The 18,258-nt window shown below is 69.7% G+C and carries 19 protein-coding genes; 11 read left to right on the forward strand and 8 right to left on the reverse strand.

Going from position 1 to position 18,258, the window contains the following annotated elements; translation table 11 throughout:
• The first annotated feature begins 10 nt into the window (after window positions 1–10).
• Window positions 11–589 carry a TetR/AcrR family transcriptional regulator gene (locus tag ACQP2T_RS58375; RefSeq protein ID WP_433513294.1) on the forward strand — a complete coding sequence of 193 codons (579 nt, stop codon included), beginning with the start codon at window positions 11–13 and terminating at the stop codon, window positions 587–589.
• A 5-nt stretch (window positions 590–594) separates the two neighbouring features.
• On the opposite strand, the gene ACQP2T_RS58380 is transcribed toward ACQP2T_RS58375, so the two are convergent.
• Window positions 595–984: a YybH family protein gene (locus tag ACQP2T_RS58380; RefSeq protein ID WP_433513295.1), complete on the reverse strand. Its 390-nt coding sequence runs from the start codon at window positions 982–984 to the stop codon at window positions 595–597.
• Between the two features lie 163 nt (window positions 985–1,147).
• Here ACQP2T_RS58380 and ACQP2T_RS58385 point away from each other — a divergent pair, with 163 nt between their 5' ends.
• Window positions 1,148–1,528 carry a cupredoxin domain-containing protein gene (locus ACQP2T_RS58385; protein WP_433513296.1) on the forward strand — a complete coding sequence of 127 codons (381 nt, stop codon included), beginning with the start codon at window positions 1,148–1,150 and terminating at the stop codon, window positions 1,526–1,528.
• Window positions 1,529–1,578: 50 nt separating this feature from the next.
• Here the strand turns inward: ACQP2T_RS58385 and ACQP2T_RS58390 are convergent, their stop codons facing one another.
• Window positions 1,579–2,160: a TetR/AcrR family transcriptional regulator gene (locus ACQP2T_RS58390; protein WP_433513297.1), complete on the reverse strand. Its 582-nt coding sequence runs from the start codon at window positions 2,158–2,160 to the stop codon at window positions 1,579–1,581.
• 140 nt (window positions 2,161–2,300) lie between these two features.
• On the opposite strand from ACQP2T_RS58390, the gene ACQP2T_RS58395 reads away from it, so the two are divergent.
• The 3 genes from ACQP2T_RS58395 (at window position 2,301) to ACQP2T_RS58405 (ending at window position 6,882) form a co-directional block, all read left to right on the forward strand.
• The gene (locus ACQP2T_RS58395; protein ID WP_433513298.1) at window positions 2,301–3,245 is read left to right on the forward strand and encodes an SDR family NAD(P)-dependent oxidoreductase; all 945 of its coding nucleotides are present in this window, start codon (window positions 2,301–2,303) and stop codon (window positions 3,243–3,245) included.
• Between the two features lie 264 nt (window positions 3,246–3,509).
• Entirely contained in the window at window positions 3,510–5,426 is a 1,917-nt protein-coding gene (locus ACQP2T_RS58400) for a prolyl oligopeptidase family serine peptidase (protein ID WP_433513299.1), read from the forward strand.
• Window positions 5,427–5,556: 130 nt separating this feature from the next.
• Window positions 5,557–6,882 (forward strand): hypothetical protein, encoded by a 1,326-nt coding sequence (locus ACQP2T_RS58405; protein WP_433513300.1) that lies wholly within the window; start codon window positions 5,557–5,559, stop codon window positions 6,880–6,882.
• Here the strand turns inward: ACQP2T_RS58405 and ACQP2T_RS58410 are convergent.
• Window positions 6,858–8,288 carry an alpha/beta hydrolase family protein gene (locus ACQP2T_RS58410; protein ID WP_433513301.1) on the reverse strand — a complete coding sequence of 477 codons (1,431 nt, stop codon included), beginning with the start codon at window positions 8,286–8,288 and terminating at the stop codon, window positions 6,858–6,860. The two genes, ACQP2T_RS58405 and ACQP2T_RS58410, sit on opposite strands and share 25 nt — an antisense overlap.
• Window positions 8,289–8,369: 81 nt before the next feature.
• Between ACQP2T_RS58410 and ACQP2T_RS58415 the strand changes: the two genes are divergently transcribed.
• The 3 genes from ACQP2T_RS58415 to ACQP2T_RS58425 are packed head-to-tail and all read left to right on the forward strand — an operon-like array spanning window position 8,370 to window position 10,780.
• Window positions 8,370–8,936 (forward strand): ArsR/SmtB family transcription factor, encoded by a 567-nt coding sequence (locus tag ACQP2T_RS58415; protein ID WP_433513302.1) that lies wholly within the window; start codon window positions 8,370–8,372, stop codon window positions 8,934–8,936.
• 27 nt (window positions 8,937–8,963) lie between these two features.
• Window positions 8,964–10,127, forward strand: coding sequence for a sensor histidine kinase (locus tag ACQP2T_RS58420; RefSeq protein ID WP_433513303.1), 1,164 nt, complete (start codon window positions 8,964–8,966; stop codon window positions 10,125–10,127).
• Window positions 10,124–10,780, forward strand: coding sequence for a response regulator (locus ACQP2T_RS58425; protein ID WP_433513304.1), 657 nt, complete (start codon window positions 10,124–10,126; stop codon window positions 10,778–10,780). The genes ACQP2T_RS58420 and ACQP2T_RS58425 overlap by 4 nt, the downstream gene beginning before the upstream one ends.
• A 10-nt stretch (window positions 10,781–10,790) precedes the next feature.
• Here ACQP2T_RS58425 and ACQP2T_RS58430 read toward each other — a convergent pair whose 3' ends face one another.
• Window positions 10,791–11,537 (reverse strand): DUF2306 domain-containing protein, encoded by a 747-nt coding sequence (locus ACQP2T_RS58430; RefSeq protein ID WP_433513305.1) that lies wholly within the window; start codon window positions 11,535–11,537, stop codon window positions 10,791–10,793.
• 160 nt (window positions 11,538–11,697) lie between these two features.
• Complete coding sequence (locus ACQP2T_RS58435; protein ID WP_397304454.1) at window positions 11,698–12,042, reverse strand: hypothetical protein; 345 nt, start codon at window positions 12,040–12,042, stop codon at window positions 11,698–11,700.
• 427 nt (window positions 12,043–12,469) lie between these two features.
• Here ACQP2T_RS58435 and ACQP2T_RS58440 point away from each other — a divergent pair, with 427 nt between their 5' ends.
• Entirely contained in the window at window positions 12,470–13,294 is an 825-nt protein-coding gene (locus ACQP2T_RS58440) for an NBR1-Ig-like domain-containing protein (RefSeq protein WP_433513306.1), read from the forward strand.
• Window positions 13,295–13,430: 136 nt separating this feature from the next.
• A complete protein-coding gene (locus ACQP2T_RS58445; protein ID WP_433513307.1) occupies window positions 13,431–14,465 on the forward strand; it encodes a hypothetical protein in 1,035 nt (344 codons plus the stop codon).
• Between the two features lie 306 nt (window positions 14,466–14,771).
• Here the strand turns inward: ACQP2T_RS58445 and ACQP2T_RS58450 are convergent, their stop codons facing one another.
• Genes ACQP2T_RS58450 through ACQP2T_RS58460 form a run of 3 tightly spaced genes read right to left on the reverse strand, consistent with a single transcriptional unit; the run spans window position 14,772 to window position 17,384 of the window.
• Window positions 14,772–15,653, reverse strand: a complete 882-nt coding sequence (locus ACQP2T_RS58450) for a CDP-alcohol phosphatidyltransferase family protein (protein WP_433513308.1) — start codon at window positions 15,651–15,653, stop codon at window positions 14,772–14,774.
• 20 nt (window positions 15,654–15,673) lie between these two features.
• Window positions 15,674–16,819, reverse strand: coding sequence for a CU044_5270 family protein (locus ACQP2T_RS58455; protein WP_433513309.1), 1,146 nt, complete (start codon window positions 16,817–16,819; stop codon window positions 15,674–15,676).
• Window positions 16,812–17,384, reverse strand: coding sequence for an RNA polymerase sigma factor (locus ACQP2T_RS58460; protein ID WP_357654898.1), 573 nt, complete (start codon window positions 17,382–17,384; stop codon window positions 16,812–16,814). Before ACQP2T_RS58460 ends, ACQP2T_RS58455 begins: the two co-directional genes overlap by 8 nt.
• A 229-nt stretch (window positions 17,385–17,613) precedes the next feature.
• On the opposite strand from ACQP2T_RS58460, the gene ACQP2T_RS58465 reads away from it, so the two are divergent.
• Complete coding sequence (locus ACQP2T_RS58465) at window positions 17,614–18,255, forward strand: TetR/AcrR family transcriptional regulator (RefSeq protein ID WP_433513310.1); 642 nt, start codon at window positions 17,614–17,616, stop codon at window positions 18,253–18,255.
• Window positions 18,256–18,258: the final 3 nt, after the last annotated feature.

Below are 18,258 nucleotides of genomic sequence, written 5' to 3' on the forward strand. Positions count from 1 at the left end.
GCTCGACGGCATGGGACGACCGCCTCGCCATGACGTTGACCGATTGCTCGACGCGGCCGCCGAACTGGTGGCCGCGAGCGGCCCGAGCACCGTGACCGTGGCGGCGGTCGCCCGTGCCGCCCGCGCACCGAGCGGCTCGATCTACCACCGCTTCCCCAGCCGCTCCTCCATGCTCGCCACGCTGTGGCTGCGCACGGTCGACCGCTTCCAGGACGGCTTCCTGTCCGCGCTCAACACCGAGCCCGCCGTGCGGGCCGCCCCCGCCGCCGCGCGCCACGTGGTCGCCTGGAGCCGGGCGCATCCGCACGAAGCTCACATCCTGCTGTACGGCCCGGCGGACTTCGACGAACCCAACTGGCCGTCGGAGGCCCGCGAACGCCTGGAACGCAGCGACCGCCGGGTCCGCAACGCCGTCCGCGCCCTGGCCGAACGGCTGGACCGGCGCGAGCCGCAGGAGGTCGAGCAGTTGTTCCTGGCCACGGTCGACCTGCCCTACGCCACGGTCCGCCGCCACCAGAGCTCGGGCCGCCCGATTCCCGCCTACGCGGAGGACCTGGTCACCAGCTGCGCCGCCACACTTGTGGGGTAGCCGGATCAGCCCTTGATCGCGGTGCCCTGGGCGGAGGTGAGGCGCCAGGAACCGTGGGAGTCGGCGGCGTACACGTGGGTGTAGCGGCTCCCGGCGCTGAACGTGGCGCCTTCGGGGCTGGTGAAGTTCATGCCGGTACGTCCCACGACGATGCCCACCTTCCCATGGAAACGGACGATCGCCTCGCCGGGAAACGAGTCGATCCGGGGAAACCGGAGGGACCCGGACGCCACGAGATCAAGGATGACCTGCTTGGTGGCGACCGCCCCGTCTTCGACCCCCACCAGGAGGAAGTCGTCCGCCAGCAGCTCCGTCAGCCGGTCGAGGTCGTTGGCCACCAAGGCGTCGAAGAAGCTCTGGTCGTACTCGAGAAGAGTGTCGCGGTCCGTGCTCATGCCGGGGCGTCCGTTCGTCGGTGGTGGGGGATCGACGATAAACGTTGACGCCGGTGACAAGGTCAAATGATGGCGGCACGCCCGCGGGACTGGCGTTACGCGGGTCCGGGCATACGGAGACTGCCATGGCTGACATCGATGCCGCGATGAAGGGTTGGCGATCATGTCCGCTGCGATTCGTTCCAGAAGTGCGCCCCGTCTGGTGATCGGGCTCGTGGCCGCCGCGCTGACGCTGACAACGGTCGGCGCGGGTACGACCGCGGCTCGCGATACGTCTGTCACCGTGACCGAGCGGGAGTTCTCTCTCACGCTCTCGACGAACGCCTTCAAGCCAGGGGCCTACACCTTCACGATCCACAACGCGGGGACCGCTCCGCACGGCCTGTCGATCAAGGGGCCCGGGGTCGACTCGACCTCCAGCATCATCCCGGGCGGAAAGACGACGAAGCTCTCCGTCACCCTGAAGAAGGGGACGTACGACCTGTGGTGCCCGGTGGACAATCACCGTGGGATGGGGATGATGACGAAGATCAGCGTGAAATAGCGAGCCTCTAGCGGCGGCTCAGGTCCTCCCGGGAGCGCGAGCAGGGCGCGTCAGGGCTGGGCGTCGCGGCGGTAGCGCAGGCCGTCCATCAGCAGGTCGAGCAGGCGGCCCGTCCGGTCGCGCTGCTCGTCCTCGCCGACGACCAGCGCCACGCCGCCCAGGCCGGCGAGCACGTCGTCCGGCTCGACGTCCGAGCGCACGGTCCCCGCGGCGGCCCCGGCGGCCAGCAGCGACCCGATCGCGCCGACCATCCGGTCGCGGCTCTCCGCGAACGGGTTGCCGCCGGACGCGATGACCGCGCGCAGCGCGTCGGCCATGCCGCGCTTGGTCGTCATGTAGTCGACGAAGCGATCCATCCAGGCGCGGGTCGCCTGGTCGGGCGGCATCGTGCGCAGCAGGCTCGTCGCGGCCTCGCACAGCCTGGTGAGCTCGTTGCGGTACGCGGCCTCGACGAGCGCCTCGCGAGTGGGGAAATGCCGGTAAAGCGTACCGATGCCGACGCCCGCGTCCTTGGCGATCGCGTCGAGCGTCACCTCGGGGCCCTCGTGGGAGAAGGCGCGTACGGCGGCGTCGAGCAGCCGATCGCGGTTGCGGCGCGCGTCGGCGCGCAGCGGTCGGGATCCGGCCTGCACGGTGACTCCTGTGGATTTCGGGGGCGAGATTTGCCAAACGGAGGAGACTCCGAATACAGTCGGAGCTAATTGGAGGCTCCTCCGGTTCATATCTTACCGTTTGGAGCTCTCCCACCGCATCCCTGACAGGACTGGGAATCATGACTGCGAACACCCGCATCACCACCCCGTTCACCGCCCGATCGACCGCGGCCGAGGTGCTGGAAGGCGTCGATCTCAGCGGCCGGCGGGCCATCGTCACCGGCGGGGCGTCCGGCATCGGCGTCGAGACCGCCCGCGCGCTCGCGGCGGTCGGCGCGGAGGTGACTCTCGCCGTGCGCGACCTCGACGCGGGCGCCGCGACCGCCGCCGACATCACCGCGACCACCGGCAACAAGCAGATCTTCGTCGCCCCGCTGGACCTCGCCGACCGCGGCACGGTCACGTCGTTCGTGACCGCCTGGGAAGGCCCGCTGCACATGCTGGTCAACAACGCCGGCGTGATGGCCTGCCCCGAGGCGCACACCCCGGACGGCTGGGAGCTCCAGTTCGCCACGAACCATCTCGGCCACTTCGCCCTGGCCACCGGCCTGCACGCCGCGCTCGCGGCGGCCGACGGCGCCCGGGTGGTCTCGGTCAGCTCCACCGCGCACCTGCGCTCCCCGGTCGTCTTCGAGGACATCAACTTCCGTGCGCGCGCCTATGACCCGTGGTCGGCGTACGGGCAGTCCAAGACGGCGAACGTGCTGTTCGCGGTGGAGGCGGCCCGGCGCTGGGCGGACGACGGGATCACCGTCAACGCGCTGATGCCGGGCGGCATCCGTACGAACCTCCAGCGGTACGTCTCCGATGAGGAGCTCGACCGGCTGCGCGCCGCCGCCTCTTCCTCCGGCGCGGACGTCACATGGAAGACGACGGAGCAGGGAGCGGCCACGTCGGTGCTCGCCGCCGCGTCGCCGCTGCTCGACGGCGTCACCGGCCGCTACTTCGAGGACTGCAACGAGGCGCTGCCGAACGACGCGCACTCGGCCCGCCACGGAGTCGCCTCCTACGCCCTCGACCCGGAGTCCGCCGCGCGTCTGTGGGAGCTCTCCGTCAACATCTGACCTGCTAAAGTATCTACTGGATCGATCGATCCCCGGCGCCGGTGAGTCTCCCCGCGCACTTCACTCCCCCACCGTTCCCCTGGTAGTCCGGTGCATAGTCCCTTTATGGATACCAAGGGATTTCCACGTCAATTCGCCCGTACCCAGCGGTTCTCGCTCGGGGTGCCCCGGGCCTTCACTCTGTCGCCCGATGGCCATCGGGTCGTATACCTCCGGACTCGCGGAGGTGAGGATCGGGGCAGCTGTCTGTGGGTCGCCGACGAGATGGGTGAGCGGCTGGTCGTCGCGCCGGAGACGCTCGGGGCGGACGGGGCCGTTCCCGAGGCGGAGCGGATTCGGCGGGAGCGGGCTCGGGAGCGGGCGACCGGGGTCGTCGCCTATGCGGCCGATGCAGCCGTACGTACCATCGCCTTCGCCGTCGACGGGCGGCTGTGGGCGGTGCACATCGACGGCGGCGAGGCGCGGCCCGTGCCCACCGCCGGGCCGGTGGTCGATCCCCGGCCCGATCCGACCGGGAGCCGGGTCGCCTACGTGACCGGTGGCGCGTTGCACGTCGTCGAACTTGCCGACGGGCGTGACCGGCGGCTGGCCGTGCCCGAGGACCCAGAGGTGGTCTGGGGGCTGGCCGAGCATGTGGCGGCCGAATCCATGGACAGGACGCGCGGCTACTGGTGGTCGCCCGACGGCACCCGGCTGCTGGCCGCCAGGGTCGACAACCGTCCCGTACAGCGTTGGTGGATCGCCGATCCCGCCAACCCGTCCCGGCCGCCTCGCGAGATCGCCTACCCGGCGGCCGGGACGGCCAACGCCGAGGTCACCCTGCACGTGCTCGACCTCGACGGCGGCTCCGTGGAGGTGCGCTGGGACCGGGCCGCGTACGAGTACGTGGCCACCGCCGGCTGGGACGCCCATGGCCCGCTGATCAGCGTGCAGAGCCGGGACCAGCGCACGCTGCGGGTGCTGGCCGCCGATCCGGACACGGGACTGACGAAGCCGCTCCACGAGCAGCGCGATGCCGCCTGGGTCCAGCTCATCGCGGGCACGCCCGCACGGACGGCATCCGGTGCGCTGGTGCACACCGCCGACCTGGACGGGACCCGGCGGCTGCTCGTGGACGGCCGTCCGGTCACTCCCGAAGGGCTGCAGATCCGCTCGATCGTTAACGTCTCCGGCGAATCCGTGCTCTTCACTGCGAATGACGAACCCACCGAGCAACACCTGTGGACATATGACGCGGAGCGCGGTCCCGTACGGCTGAGCGACGGGCCAGGGCTGCACACCGGCCGGCGGGAGGGCGGCGCACTGCTGCTCACTTCCCATACCGAGGCCGGCCACTCCTTCCGTGTGGTGCGTGACGGGCGGCCCGACGTGGAGATCGCCTCGCTCCAGGCCGAGCCGCTGATCGTCCCGCGTGTCACGTGGTTGCGGGCGGGTGAGCGGGAGATCCGTACCGCGTTGCTGCTGCCCTCCTGGCATCGGCCGGGCTCCGGTCCGCTGCCGGTGCTGATGGCGCCGTACGCGGGACCGGCGATGCAGTTGGTGACCCGGGCCCGGCACTGGTGGCTGGCCGAGTCGCAGTGGTTCGCCGAGCACGGGTTCGCGGTGGTGACGGCGGACGGCCGTGGCACTCCGGGACGCGGCCCCGCCTGGGACAAGACCGTCCATGGCGACACGCTCACCGCGCCGCTCGAAGACCAGGTCGTGGCGCTGCGGGCGGCCGCCGAGCACTGCCCCGACCTCGACCTGGACCGGGTGGGCATCCGCGGCTGGAGCTACGGCGGCACGCTCGCGGCGGCGGCGGTGCTGCGCATGCCGGAGGTGTTCCACGCCGCCGTCTCGGGGGCGGCGCCGAGCGACCAGCGGCTGTACGACACCCACTGGCGGGAGCGGTTCCTGGGCCATCCGGACGAGGAACCGGAGAACTACGAGCGCTCCTCGCCCATCGGCGACGCGGCCCGGTTGCGCCGCCCGTTGCTGCTGGTGCACGGCCTGGCGGACGACAACGTGGTGGCCGCGCACACCCTGCGGATGTCGGCGGCGCTGCTGGCGGCGGGCCGTCCGCACCAGGTGCTCCCGTTGTCGGGGGCCACGCACATGCCGACCGCCGAGGCGGCTGTGGAGGGGTTGCTGCGGCACCAGCTGGAGTTCCTGCGTACGGCGTTGAACGTCTCTTCCGGCTGACCTCATGACCTGCGGCCGGGTCCGAAGCCCGGCCGCGGGCCCGCCACCAGTGACGTGACAGCGGGACAACAGCGACCTACCAGCGGGCGGCGCCATCGTCGGAGGACGACTTCCTCCGAAGGGACAGCTCATGACATCGACCGACAGCATCCGGATGGGCGTGGTCCGCAGCATCCAGTACGGCCTGGTCGCCAAGCCCGACATCTTCGCCCCGCAGGCCCGCGACCTCGGCGCCGGACTGCTGCGCGTGTTCTTCTACTGGTCGCAGCTCGAACCCGAACCGGGCCAGTACGACTGGAGCGCGGTGGACGCGGTCCTGGACCAGGTCGACGACGACACCGAGCTGTGGTTCATGATCTGCGCGGCCTCGCCCTGGGGCTCGACCAGGTCGACCGACCTGCTCCCCGGCTCACCGCCCACCGACCCCGCCGCGTACGAGGCGATGCTGCGCGCCCTGGTGACGCACTGCGCGGGCCGCGTGCGCTACTGGCAGTGCGAGAACGAGCCGTGCATCCCGCTGTTCTGGGGCGGCACCGCCACCGAGTACCTCGACCTGCTGGCCCTCTTCCACCGGGCGGTCAAGAGCGCCGACTCCCAGGCCGACGTCGTGCTCGGTGGCTGCCCGCCCGGCGTCTTCCCCGCCCCCGAGCCCCCCGACGAGGAGCGGGACTTCTTCCTGCGGCTCGTCGCCGAGGGCGCTTACGACGTCTTCGACATCCACCTGTACGGCGACCCGTACCTGATTCCCGACACCATCGACGACATCCGCACCGTGATGCGCTCGTACGGCCCCGAGAAGCCCATCCTGGCCGGCGAGTACAACGGCCCCCTCCTCTTCCAGTATCCGGAGGTGATGGAGCACCTGGCCGACGTCATGAACTCCGGCGCCATGACCCCTTGGCACACGTTCACGACCGAGGACTTCAGGTCAGGCCGGGTGTCGGCCGCGCCCGCCCGGGAGGCGATGGAGCGGCTGTACGCGCGGATGAGCGAGCTGCCGCCCGCCCTGCAGATGTTCATGACGGGCTGCCCGCCGGAGCTGGAGGCCGAGCGGCACCGGATCAACGCGCGCGACCTCGTGGTGCGCAACCTCCTGGCGATGTCCTGCGGTGTGCGGCGCACGGTCTGCTGGCAGCTCGGCCCCGACCCGCACGAGCCCGCGGACCATCTCGAGCTGCTGCAGTTGATGTTCTCGAAGTTCGTACTGCTGGAGTCGGACGGCGAGACGCTCGGTGCCCGTCATCCGAGCGCGGACGCCTTCGCCGAGCTGGCCGCACGCCTCGACGGCGCCGAGAGCGTCCGGCGGGTCGACATGCCGGACGCCTATCGGTTCGAGGTGACCCGGCCCGGACGCCCATCGCTTTACGTGACCTGGGTACGCGGCGCGGAACAGGACGTTAAGGAAAAGGACATCGAATGGCGAACCGCCCCTCACGGAAGCAGCAGCCCCCAGTAGAGGGCCCACGGGAGGAACACCGCCCCACCGGCGAGCAGGAGTCCGAGCCGTACCCTCTCTCCTCTCGCCACCGTGGCGCGGACCCGGCGCCAGGCCAGCGCCGTACGGAAGGTGGCGACCACGCAGGCCACCGCGAGGAGCTGCAGCGCCAGCCAGATCACCGGATGACCCGCGACCATGGGCCCGGGAGCGGCCAGCTTGCCACCGGTCATGACCACGTAGAACAGGTAGGAGAACGCCCCCAGCACCACCCCGGACCCGCCCGCGCTCACCAGCCGGGCGGCCCTGGACACCGGCGCCTGGGAAGCACGGCGAAGACGCCGCACCAGCGCGACCACCGGGTAGGCCCCGAACCCGACCAGGAACACCAGCAAGGCCACGACCTGCATAAAGGCCGACTCCCACCAGGCCGGAGGGTCCATCGGGATGGTCAGCGACGCCTGCGTGGGGACCGGTCCATGCGTCTGAGCCGTGGGCAGCTTTCCGCCGGTCACGTCCTTCACCCAGGAGCCGACCAGATCGGCGTAACCGGGGGCGAGCTCCTTCAGCCGGGTGACGCCGCCGTCAGGGGTCTGGTGGGCGGCATGATCGGCATCGGGGAAGAACTGGAAGGTGTAGTGCCGATTCCCGCCCGCTTCGAGCGCCCTGGCGAACACCGGCGGGGTCTCCTTGGGCGGGGTCAGCAGGTCGTTGGTGCCCCAGATGCCGAGAACGGGCTGGCGTACCTTGGCGATGGTCGGCGCGGGATCGTAGTAGGGCTCGGGGAACATGCCGCCGTCGGCGATCGCCGTGTACAGCTTGGGCTCGGCCCGCTCGACGAGCGACCCCGACACCCCCGCCTTCCGCAGCCCGGCCGCCACCGCCCAGGTCTGCTGCCGCAACGGCGCCAGCCCGTTGGCGCCCACGAGCACGATGAAGGCGACCTCCTTCGAGCGAGAGGCCGCGATCGGCACCACCCAGCCGCCCTCGCTGAGCCCCCACAGCCCGACCTTCGCCGGATCCACGCCCGGCTGCGTACGTAGCGCGGCCACGGCGCCGAGCGCGTCGTCGGCCAGCTGCGAATAGGACCGGGTGAAGAGCGAGTAGCCCACTGATCGCTTGTCGTAGATCAGCACCGACAGCCCTCTGCGGGCGAACTCGACCGCCTCACCCAGGAGCTGCTTACGGGGCGTTCCGGTGCCGGCGCCGTGCACCAGCACGATCCCCGGCCGGTCGGCCTTCGCCCCAGCCGGGGTCAGCACCGTGCCGTGCAGGGCGAGCCCGCCGCCACCCCGGAAGCCCACCTCGGTCGCGCTCAGATCAGGGGGTACGGCGAGCGGGGAGGGTTCGGCCACCGCGACAGCCGGCGGGACGAGCAGGCACAGGGCCATGGCCACTGCCGCCGCTCCAGCAAGAATCCGTCTCATATGCCGAAGCTACTCTGCAGAGACATCTCGGCAAAGACTTCTCTGCAGATATCATTCTGTAGAAGGACTAGGCTGCTCCTCATGAAGGATGACGAGGCGTTCACGCTCGACGACCCGGCGAGGCTCAAGGCTCTCGCCCATCCGATGCGCCGGCTCATGCTGCGCCACCTCAACGTGCACGGCCCCGCGACCTCGACCACCCTCGGCGAGCTCCTCGACGCCAAGACCGGCACGACCAGCTACCACCTGCGCCAGCTGGAGAAGTACGGCTTCATCGAGGAGATCCCCGAACGCTCGACCGGCCGGGAGCGCTGGTGGCGCCGCGCCCCCGACGCCCCGAGGGACATGCGCCTGCCCACACCGGACCAACTCGCCCCCGAGGACCGCCCGGTGCTGGCCGAATTCCACCGGATCGGCATGGACGAGGACCGCGTACTCTTCGAACGCTTCCCCGCCGCCTACCACCGCGACCCGGACTGGGCGAAGGCATCACGCGGCTTGGGCCGAATGACGAAGCAGGAGTTCGCCTCGTTCTACGAGGAGTACATAGCCCTGCTCCTGAGGTACAGCCACCGCGCCGAGGACGCGCCCCCGGACGCCCGCCCTTTGTACATCCGCCTCTTCGCCCTCCCCGCGGACGAGGATTGACCAAGCCCTCGCACGTACCATGACTCTGTGCGCGGTCTCATTCGTTCGGTGTGGGACGAGCCCCGCCCTCCCAACCCCGCGCCGCGGGGGTGGCGGGACTGGGCGCTGGTAGGGGTGTTGGTGGCGGTCGCGGTGCTCGAAGGAGTGCTGCGGCCGGATCTTCCGTGGCGGGCCCTCTCGGTGATCGTCACTGTCGGGCTGGCGACGACGTTGTTGTGGCGCCGCAGCCGGCCGCTGCTGATGATCGTGATCGCCTTCGGCGCCATGACCCCGGTCCCCTTACTGACGGGCGGCTACTCGCCAGAGACGTACACCATGGCGTTTCTGCTGTTGCTGGCCTACTCGTTGTTCCGGTGGGGATCCGGACGCGAGGCGGTGATCGGGTCGACGATCATCCTGGTCAAGATCTTCTTCTCGACGGTCTCCGACTACCCCGGTCCCAGCGATGCGGTCGGCGGGGTCACCGTGGTGTTCCTGGTGGGCGCCCTGGGCGTGGCCTTCCGCTACCGGGCCAAGGCCAGGATGCGCGAGCTCGACCAGGTCAAGCTGCTCGAACGCGAACAGCTGGCCCGCGACCTGCACGACACCATCGCTCATCACGTCTCGGCGATGGCCATCCGCGCGCAGGCCGGTCTGGCCACCTCGGCGTCGCGGCCGAGCGCCGCGACCGAGGCGCTGCAGGTGATCGAGGCTGAGGCGGCGCGCGCCTTGGCCGAGATGAGCGCCATGGTGCGCGTCTTACGCCGCGACCAGCCGGCCGGTCTGGCGCCCGGGCGGCGCGTCGCCGATCTCCGGCAGCTCGCCGGGCCAGGCGGCTCCGGTCCCTCCGTTGACGTGGAGATCTCGGGCGACGTCGACGATCTGCCCCCCTCGGTCGGTGCCGCGATCTACCGCCTGGCCCAGGAATCGGTCACCAACGCCCGGCGCCACGCGCGTCACGCCACCCGCATCCAGGTCCGCCTGACCGCCGACGACACCTCGGTGCACCTGCGCGTCAGCGACGACGGCGACGGCAGCCTCATCCGCCCGGCCGCGTCGCCGGGCTACGGGCTCATCGGCATGATCGAACGCGCCGACCTGCTCGGCGGCACCTGCGTCGCCGGCCCGAACCCCGATCGGGGCTGGAGCGTGACCGCCGTACTCCCTCGAAAACTCCCTCGAAAACTCCCTCGAACCGGATCGGCCCCATGAGCATTCGCGTGATCGTCGCCGACGACCAGGAGATCGTCCGCACCGGCCTCATGATGATCCTCGACGCCCAGCCGGACATCGAGGTCATCGGCCAGGCCGCCGACGGGCGGCGAGCCGTCGAGCTCGCCCGGCGCCTACGCCCCGACGTGTGCCTGTTCGACATCCGCATGCCCGTCCTTGACGGCATCGAAGCCACCCGCTCCCTGGCCGGACCGACCGTCGAGGACCCTCTGGCTGTCGTCGTCATCACCACGTTCGACCTGGACGAGTACGTCTACGCCGCCCTGAGGGCCGGCGCCCGGGGTTTTCTGCTCAAGAACGCCGGCGCCGACCTGCTCTCCCAGGCCGTCCACGCCGCCGCCAACGGCGACGCGCTCATCGCCCCGAGCATCACCGCACGACTACTCGGGGCCTTCACCCGCACCGGGCCCGCCGCACCACCGGTCCACCCCATCGAGGCGCTCACCGACCGAGAAGAACAGATCCTGACCACCGTGGCACGTGGCCGGACCAACAGCGAGATCGCCGACCAGCTGCATATTTCCCTCAGCACCGTCAAATCCCACATCGCTAGCCTGATGGCCAAACTCGGTGCCCGCAATCGCGTCGAGATCGCCATGTGGGCGTATGAGACCAACCGCATCAAGAACTAACCCGGCTCTCCTACGGAGACACACGGCGATCGCCGGTCGGCCGCGCGGCGCGGCGCGGATTGGCCGGTCGCCTACGGATGATCCATTCGGCCACGGCGACGTTGATCACCCACCCGGCGCCCATGAGCAGCCCCCTGGGCAGCTCGCCAGGTGTGCCGAAGAACAGGAACCACGGCAGGTGGGTCAGCGCCTGCGTCCCCGCACCCAGTGCGATCGCGTACCCGCGTATCATCCAGGCGCGGTGCCGGGCGAAGTCCCGCCGCCGGATCGCGCCGAGGCCGAGGCCGAGGGACAGGAACATGGCCGTGCCGAACACGAGCCGGAAAGCGGTGACGAGATCGCCATCCCCCACAGGGCGGGGATAGAACAGGGTCATCCACAGACCCGTCAGCGCTACGACGAATCCACATGGCACCAGCACCCGCCCGGCGACGCGATGCCATCCCGGCCTCCGGCGGCGGAACCCGGAGGCGAACTGGAACGCCCCCAGAAGGCTGTACACACTGACGCTGATGATGTGCAGCACCACGGGCAGGGGCATCGCGAAGAACCGAGCGTTCTCCGGCGTGATCGCCGCACCGCCGGCCAGCTGGGTCAGGCGGAAGGCACCGGCGGCCATGGGAATGGCGCTGAGCAGGATCAGCCCGGCGGGCACGAGCCACCCTGCGCGCGGAGCTCTGCGCCGATCATCCGTCGGCCTGCTGCCTTGAGAGGATTGCCGGAACGGGGGGCGTACCGTCGTGATCTCGTCGCTCATAACCCCGATTGTGCGGATCGAGGCGGTGGCGGCTCATCGATAGAACGGCCCGTTCTGATCTGGCCGATCGTCCGGAAATCAGGCGTACTTTCGGCTGATCGGCGGGCTTGGGGGTGCGGCGCGTGTCCGCGCCGCACCCCCAAGCGCCTGCCCCCGCAGGCTAAGCGCGGCCCCCGTCCTTGATGGACACGATCGAAGCGGTCTGGAACCTCTTGTGGCCCTTCCCGTCGGACTTGACCACCGCTGTGTAGTTCTTGTACGTCCAGCCGAGGCTGTACTTGATCTTCAACTTGCGCTTGTTGCCGCACCTGTTGTGCCAGTACACCGTCACGGAGCTGTTGCCGTCTCCCCAGGACCAGGCGAAGCAGCCGCTGACACCGCGATGGACGTCCGCCGCCGCAGGAGCGGCGCCAAGGCCGACGCCGAGTCCGGCGACGACGACGGATGAGGCGGCGACGACGGCGACTCGGGTACGCAGGCTCGCCATACGGGAACGGGTGGACATGAGAGATCTCCTTCTCTTCTGGAGTGATGCGGTCACTTCGCTGAGGCGAGGCAGCTGAGGACAACGCGCTTAGGAGAGATGCGCTTGGGGGGCGCCGGTGCCGCGCGGGTGTGTTCGCCGAGGAACCTCCGCCACGATGCCATCAGGAGGACGGGGCCGGCCAGCGATCTTTGTCCAAGGCCGCTCCATGGGGCCGACGCTGGACATTGGACAAATCACGCCTGGGCGTCGACCTGCGGTGATCTGAACTGATCGTTGACTTGTCGCGTCAGATATTTTGGGAAGGCACTGCCAGATGCGGAGGCGTCGGCAGCATCGCGAGTGAACGGAGGAAGAGTGAACGGGGGGAAGTGGGGCCGGGGTGCAGGCTCAGGATCGTAAGCGTCGGGGACGGCAGCCGATACGTCCTGATCCGGATTCGGGTGCGGTGGGAGCCTTCGCCGACCGGCTACTGAAACTGAAAGAGGAAGCGGGCGATCCCTCGTACGCCGAGATGTCCGCTCGGCTCGGCGCGGCGGCCTCGAAATCGTCGCTGGCCAGCGCCGCCCAGGGGCGGAAGTTGCCGAGTTGGGAGACCGCGTGGGAGTTCGTCCGGGTCCTCGCGGTTGATCGGCTGGAGCGTGATCCCGAGGAGACCGAGCGGGAGTGGCGGGAGCTCTGGGAGCGCGCGAAAGCGGTCGACACAGCGCACGACGACGGCGGGGCTGTCGACACGGCGCTCGACGACGAGCCCGCACCAGCGCCGCCGACCGCCACCGCCGAAGGCGTCCAGGCTCCCGCGCCGTCCGCGCGGCGGAACCGCGTCCTCGTCAGCTCGATCATCGCGGTGGCGATCATCATGGTCGGCCTGACCGGCTTCTACTTCTCGACGACCGCGGGCCAGGATGATCCCCCGGTGCGCACGCCCGCGAAGGATGACTCCGAATTCGTGGGTGACATCACGTACCCGGACGGCTCGGAAGTGCGACCGGGCTCGTCGTTCAAGAAGGTATGGCGGATCCGCAACATCGGGACCACGTCCTGGGCGGGCAGGCGTCTGGCTCGGATCAACACCGGGCCCTGCCGATCCCCCGAAACGGTGCCCATCCCGCCGACCGCGCCTGGCCGGACCGCGGACATCGCGGTACAGGTCCGCGCTCCGGACAAGCCCGGCAACTGCCGCATCTACTGGAAGATGACCGATGCGCGGGGCCAGGAGCTGTTCCCGGACAAGCGGCCGGTGTTCCTGGACGTTCGGGTGACCGCGCCCTGACCGACCTGCCGGTAAGGCGCTCTCAGCCGTCGAGCCGCGGCCACTCGACCGGACGGTCCGTACTCATCACACTCGGGGCGTGGAACACGGTTTCGAGGCCGCTGCCCCATGGCGGCGGACCGGTGAGGAGGGACGCATGCCAAGCCGCCACATCCATCTCGTCGGCAGCTATCCGGCAGCCGACACCCGCCAGGCCATGACGATCGTGGCGGACGTGGCGGGCCCGTATCTACGGGCGTTGGCGGACGGGGAGGTCGGTGCCCGCCGCAACTGGATCACGCACATCATCGACGGTCTCCGGGAGCATCCGGACGTCGAACTGCGGACCGACGGCGACTGGTCCGGCTACGACAACCGCCCTGTCTTCAGGGTGAAGCGCGGACACCGGCTCAGCTCCGGCTCCTTGCGCCTCGGCCACGCGGCCGCCGCCGGGGAAGGCTACGAGGTGTTCAAGGAGATCCGCGTGTCACACCGTCTTGACGGTGCGTCGTTCCAGGTCGGGATCCCCGGCGACCTGGACCTCGCGCTCTTCGCTTTCGGCCCGGCGAGGGCGTTCACCCACCGCCTGCTCTTCCGGGAGGCGCTCGCCCGTGAGATCCGGGAGATCGCCGGGTGGGGCGGCCAAGACGTACTGTTCCAGCTTGAGGTGCCCGTCGAGCTGGTCATGGTGGCGGGCGTTCCGAAGCCGCTGCGGACGGCGACGGCGCGCACGCTGGTCCACGGCATGGTGAAGCAGGTCGCCACCGCGCCGCCGGACGCTCGCTTCGGCGTTCACCTGTGCGTCGGCGACCTCAACAACAAGGCCCTGAAGCGATTACCCACCGTGACGCCTGTGGTGTCCATGCTCAACGCGCTCCTACGGTCCTGGCCGCAAGGCCGCCCGCTGGAGTACGTCCACGTCCCGCTCGCGGCGGGCGACCAGCCGCCGCCACTGGAACCTGGCTTCTACCAGGGTCTGGAATCCCTCGCCGCGATGCCTCCGGACATCAGGTTCGCCGCCGGCCTCGTCCACGAGGCTCAGGAAGTGGATGACCAGCGGAAGATCCTCCGCATGGTGGAGAGCATCCTGTCTCGTACGGTGGACGTCTCCCCCGCCTGCGGCCTGGGCAGACGTTCGCCGCAGAATGCCCGGCGCGTCCTGGAAAGGGCCGTCGCACTGGCCGAATCATGAGGGATGCCCCGCCTTCCGCATCGCCGCCCCCAAAACCGGCACTTTCCCACTTTTCCGGTGGCTGGATGAACCTACGAGCCCCGCGCCGCCGCACCCCTTTCTGAGCGGGCCGGTTCATCCCACGGCCCGCACCTCCCCCCGCACCCGACAACTGCCCGATCGAGTGTCCCGACCGAGGTGTCTACTCCGTCCACGGATGGCCCCAACCGGCGGCATCCCACGCGGCCCACATCCCATGCCGCACAGACGAGTCGACGCCGACCGAGGGACACCGGTATCGGGCGATCGGGGGCGGGGGTTCACGCGCTAGCCCTGCGGCTGAGCCACCGGTGCCGTGGGCCGAGAGCGGATCTTCGCCAGTGCCCGGGTGAGGTCCCGCGAGGACAGGTAGAGCTTGAACATGATCGCGGCCTCGAAGACCAGCAGGAGGGCCGCCGTGCCGACGGTCACCGGCACGATCCACCCGGTGAGCGGGCCGACGATGAACACCGCCATCTGGAACTCGATACCGCTGATCAGATGAGCTCGGACGCGGTGGTCGCGCAGCCAGTCGCGGATGTGGATGTACCAGGCGAAGTGGGCACGGAAGTTCTGCTGCAGGTCAACCGAGTCGGCGGAGCGGATCTCTCCTGAGTCGAGACCCGTCTCTTCCAGGTCCGGCTTCTCCAACCGAACGGCCGGGACGCCGGTGACCTGCTCGATCGCCTCGTCCAGTTTGCGGCGCATCTGGCGGCGTACCTTCGCGATCTGGAGCGCGTCGACGTACCGGAGCATGTCGAGGAAGACGACGAGCATGCCGAGGACGAGGTAGAACTCCTCACCGGTGCTCTCGAAGCGCCCCCACATGAGCGCCAGGGCGCAGGTGAGGACCCGGATGCGGTCGAAGACGTAGTCGAGCCAGCCGCCCAGCACGGTGCCGGTGCCCTTGAGCCGGGCGATCTTGCCGTCCACACAGTCCAGCACGAAGCTCAGGTGATACAGAACGGCGCCGACGGCCAGCCATGCCCAACCGTCGGCCATCAGGAAGCAGCCCGCCGAGCCGAGCCCCAGCAAGAAGGCGCCCCAGGTGATCTGGTTCGGCGTGATGGCGGTACGGTTCGCCAGGCCGACCACCAGACGACCGGCGAGCGGATCGACCAGGAACACCGTCCACCAGGCGTCCCGCGCCTTGTAGGTCAGCGTACGCACGTCGTCCAAAGTGAAGGTTGTCACTGCGCGGGCCCTTCGTCCGTCCATCCGATTTGCTGATATGCGATGAAAGAGCCAGTTTCGACGTCCCGGCCGTCGGCCACCCGGCTGACGCTCCTCGTCTCCGTGGCCAGCGGCAGCCCGCTCTCCGCCTCGATGACGAGCCGCTCGTCGCTGATCCGGCCGTCCCTCATCACCTGGTAGCTCAGGGCCTGACCGGCCCGGCCGAGCGGGTCGGTGACCGCGCCCTCCGGCTTCATGCCGGGCATCGAGGCCAGGATCTGGTACGCCGAGGCACGCACCTCGGGCGAGACCGGCAGCCCGGTGATGATCTCCAGGCAGCTCTCGCGCAGCTCGGCTTCCATCTCGCGCCCGACATACGCGCCGTTCTCCCGGGCGATGTGGGTCACGAGGAAGGCGCGGAGCGCCGTGGGGTCGCTCGGGATCGTACTCAGGGCCGTCCAACTGACCAGCTGCTTGGTCAGGATGCCGTCCGCGTTCCGCCATCCGACGCGGTGCGGCCCGCCCTGCGGCGGACCGGGTGCCGCCTCCACCAGCGCCTGCGGGGAAACGCGGCCCAGGCCGGTCACGTCCGCCGGGTACTGCCAGCGGCTCGGCGACCCGGCGCTTCGCCACGCGGCCTCGTCCTGGGGTGTCGCCGGTCGCGCGCCGAGGTACCGGCCGGTCCAGCGATCCCGCGCACTGTTCTTCCTGGCGAGCCAGGTCTGGCGGGTGGACTGGCGCTTGACGACGTACCGGCGATCGGGAGAGAGGATCAGCTGCCCGGTCACGACGCTGGTGCGCCAGTAGGCGCCGTCGGACGGCGCCGTGGCCATCGCGATCGCGGCGGCGAGCAGGATCTGCCTGGCGGTCGGCGGAGCGGAGGCGGACACGGCCGGAACGGGCGAGAGGTCGATCAGCGAGTTCGAGGGCACGGCCACGGCGAGTGCCAGCGCGACCGCCGACGCCGCCCCGATCAACCCGTTACGGACCGGCGCCCACCACCGCGACCGTACTCTTCGCGCCGGTACTCGTTGAGGTGGCGCCGTCAGAGCCGCCTGCAGCCTGGCCCGGCCGGAGTCGACGACCTCGGACGAAGGACCGGGCATCGAGAGGAGATCGCGTACGGCGGCCAGCTCGTCCGGGCGGTCGTTCAGCTCATCCATCGAACCCTCCGATCATCGGATTGACGCCGCCCAAGGCTCTGCGGAGCTTCTTACGCACCCGGTTGAGCCGGGAGCCGACGGTTCCGAACGGAATGTCGAGCGTCTGCGCGACCTCCTCATAGGTGAGGTCGGCGAGCGCGACGAGGAGGAGCACGTCGCGATCACCGGCGGAGAGACGTCCAAGCGCTGTCGCGAGCCGCCCCTGTGCGTTCGCGGCGGCCACTCTCGCCGTCACCCTGTCCTCGTGCCCGTCGTCCGCCACTTCGCCGGCAGGTGCCCGCTGAAAAGCCTCCAGCCTGCGCGTTTCGCTCCTTCGATGCTGAGCGAGCAGGTTGGTGGCGATCCCGTACAGCCAAGGCCGTACGGCACCGCGAGCGGAGTCGAACGTCTGCCGTTTCCTGAACGCCACCAGGAACGTCTCGGCGGCCAGATCATCGGCGATCTGGGTGCCGAGACGTCCGGAGACGTACCGGTGTATCTCTTCGAAGTAGCGGTCGTAGAGCACGGCGAACGCTTCCGGGTGGTGCCATGACCGCTCGATGAGCGCGGCGTCATCGTCTGTCACAGGCACGTCCGGGGGAGCGGCCATTCGCATGGTGTCCCTTCTGTGGGGTACACCTCTATTCCGCCGAAGCCCCGCCTCCTCTTCACACTTCTTTCAATTTTCCCGAAATATCCCCTGACGTCCCTTAAATGCCTGTACAGCGGGCACCCCGCTCCGCAGCTCGGACTTTTACCCGCGCTTGCCGATCGAGCGGTAGGCCGGGCGGCAGCGCGGTCCTATGGTCGCGTCCATGGCCTCTCCAGAAGAGAACGAGCGGGAACTGATCCTGCGGGTGGCGACCAGGCTGTTCGCCGCGCTCGGCCACGACGGCGTCTCCGTCGGTCAAATCGGTGAGGCCGCCGGGCTGACCACGGCCGCCATCACCCCGTATTTCCCCACCAAACGCCACCTCTACTTGGCGGTCATGGAGCGCGCTCAGCAGGACCTCTCGGCCGTCATCGACAAGAGAGCCGGCGAACTGACGGCCGCCACACCCCAGGAGCGGCCGGCCGCCCTACACCGCTTCATCGACGGTTACATCGACCTGTGCGTCGAGCATCCCGAGGTTCCCGCGCTGTGGATGCACCGGTGGCTCTCCGACGCCAGCGACATCGAAGAGCTGGAGTCGCTCTCCGCTCAGCCGCTGGCCCAGTACGCCGTCGACAGCATCACCGCCCTGGCGGCGCCCGTACACGCCGACGCGCAGCTCACCACGTACACGCTGGTCTGGTGCATCCAGGGGTTCTCAGTGAGCGGGATCCTCGACACGACAGGACAACGCCGCCGCCCCGACGACCCCGACGCACTGCGGCGCTTCCGCGCTCACATGCACCAACTGCTCGACCGCCTTCTCGGCCTCGCCCCCACCGCCGAACCACCGTCCGACAGCTGATCG

The sequence above is a fragment of the Nonomuraea sp. CA-143628 genome (assembly GCF_050942315.1).
In the GTDB taxonomy this organism is placed as follows: Bacteria; Actinomycetota; Actinomycetes; order Streptosporangiales; family Streptosporangiaceae; genus Nonomuraea.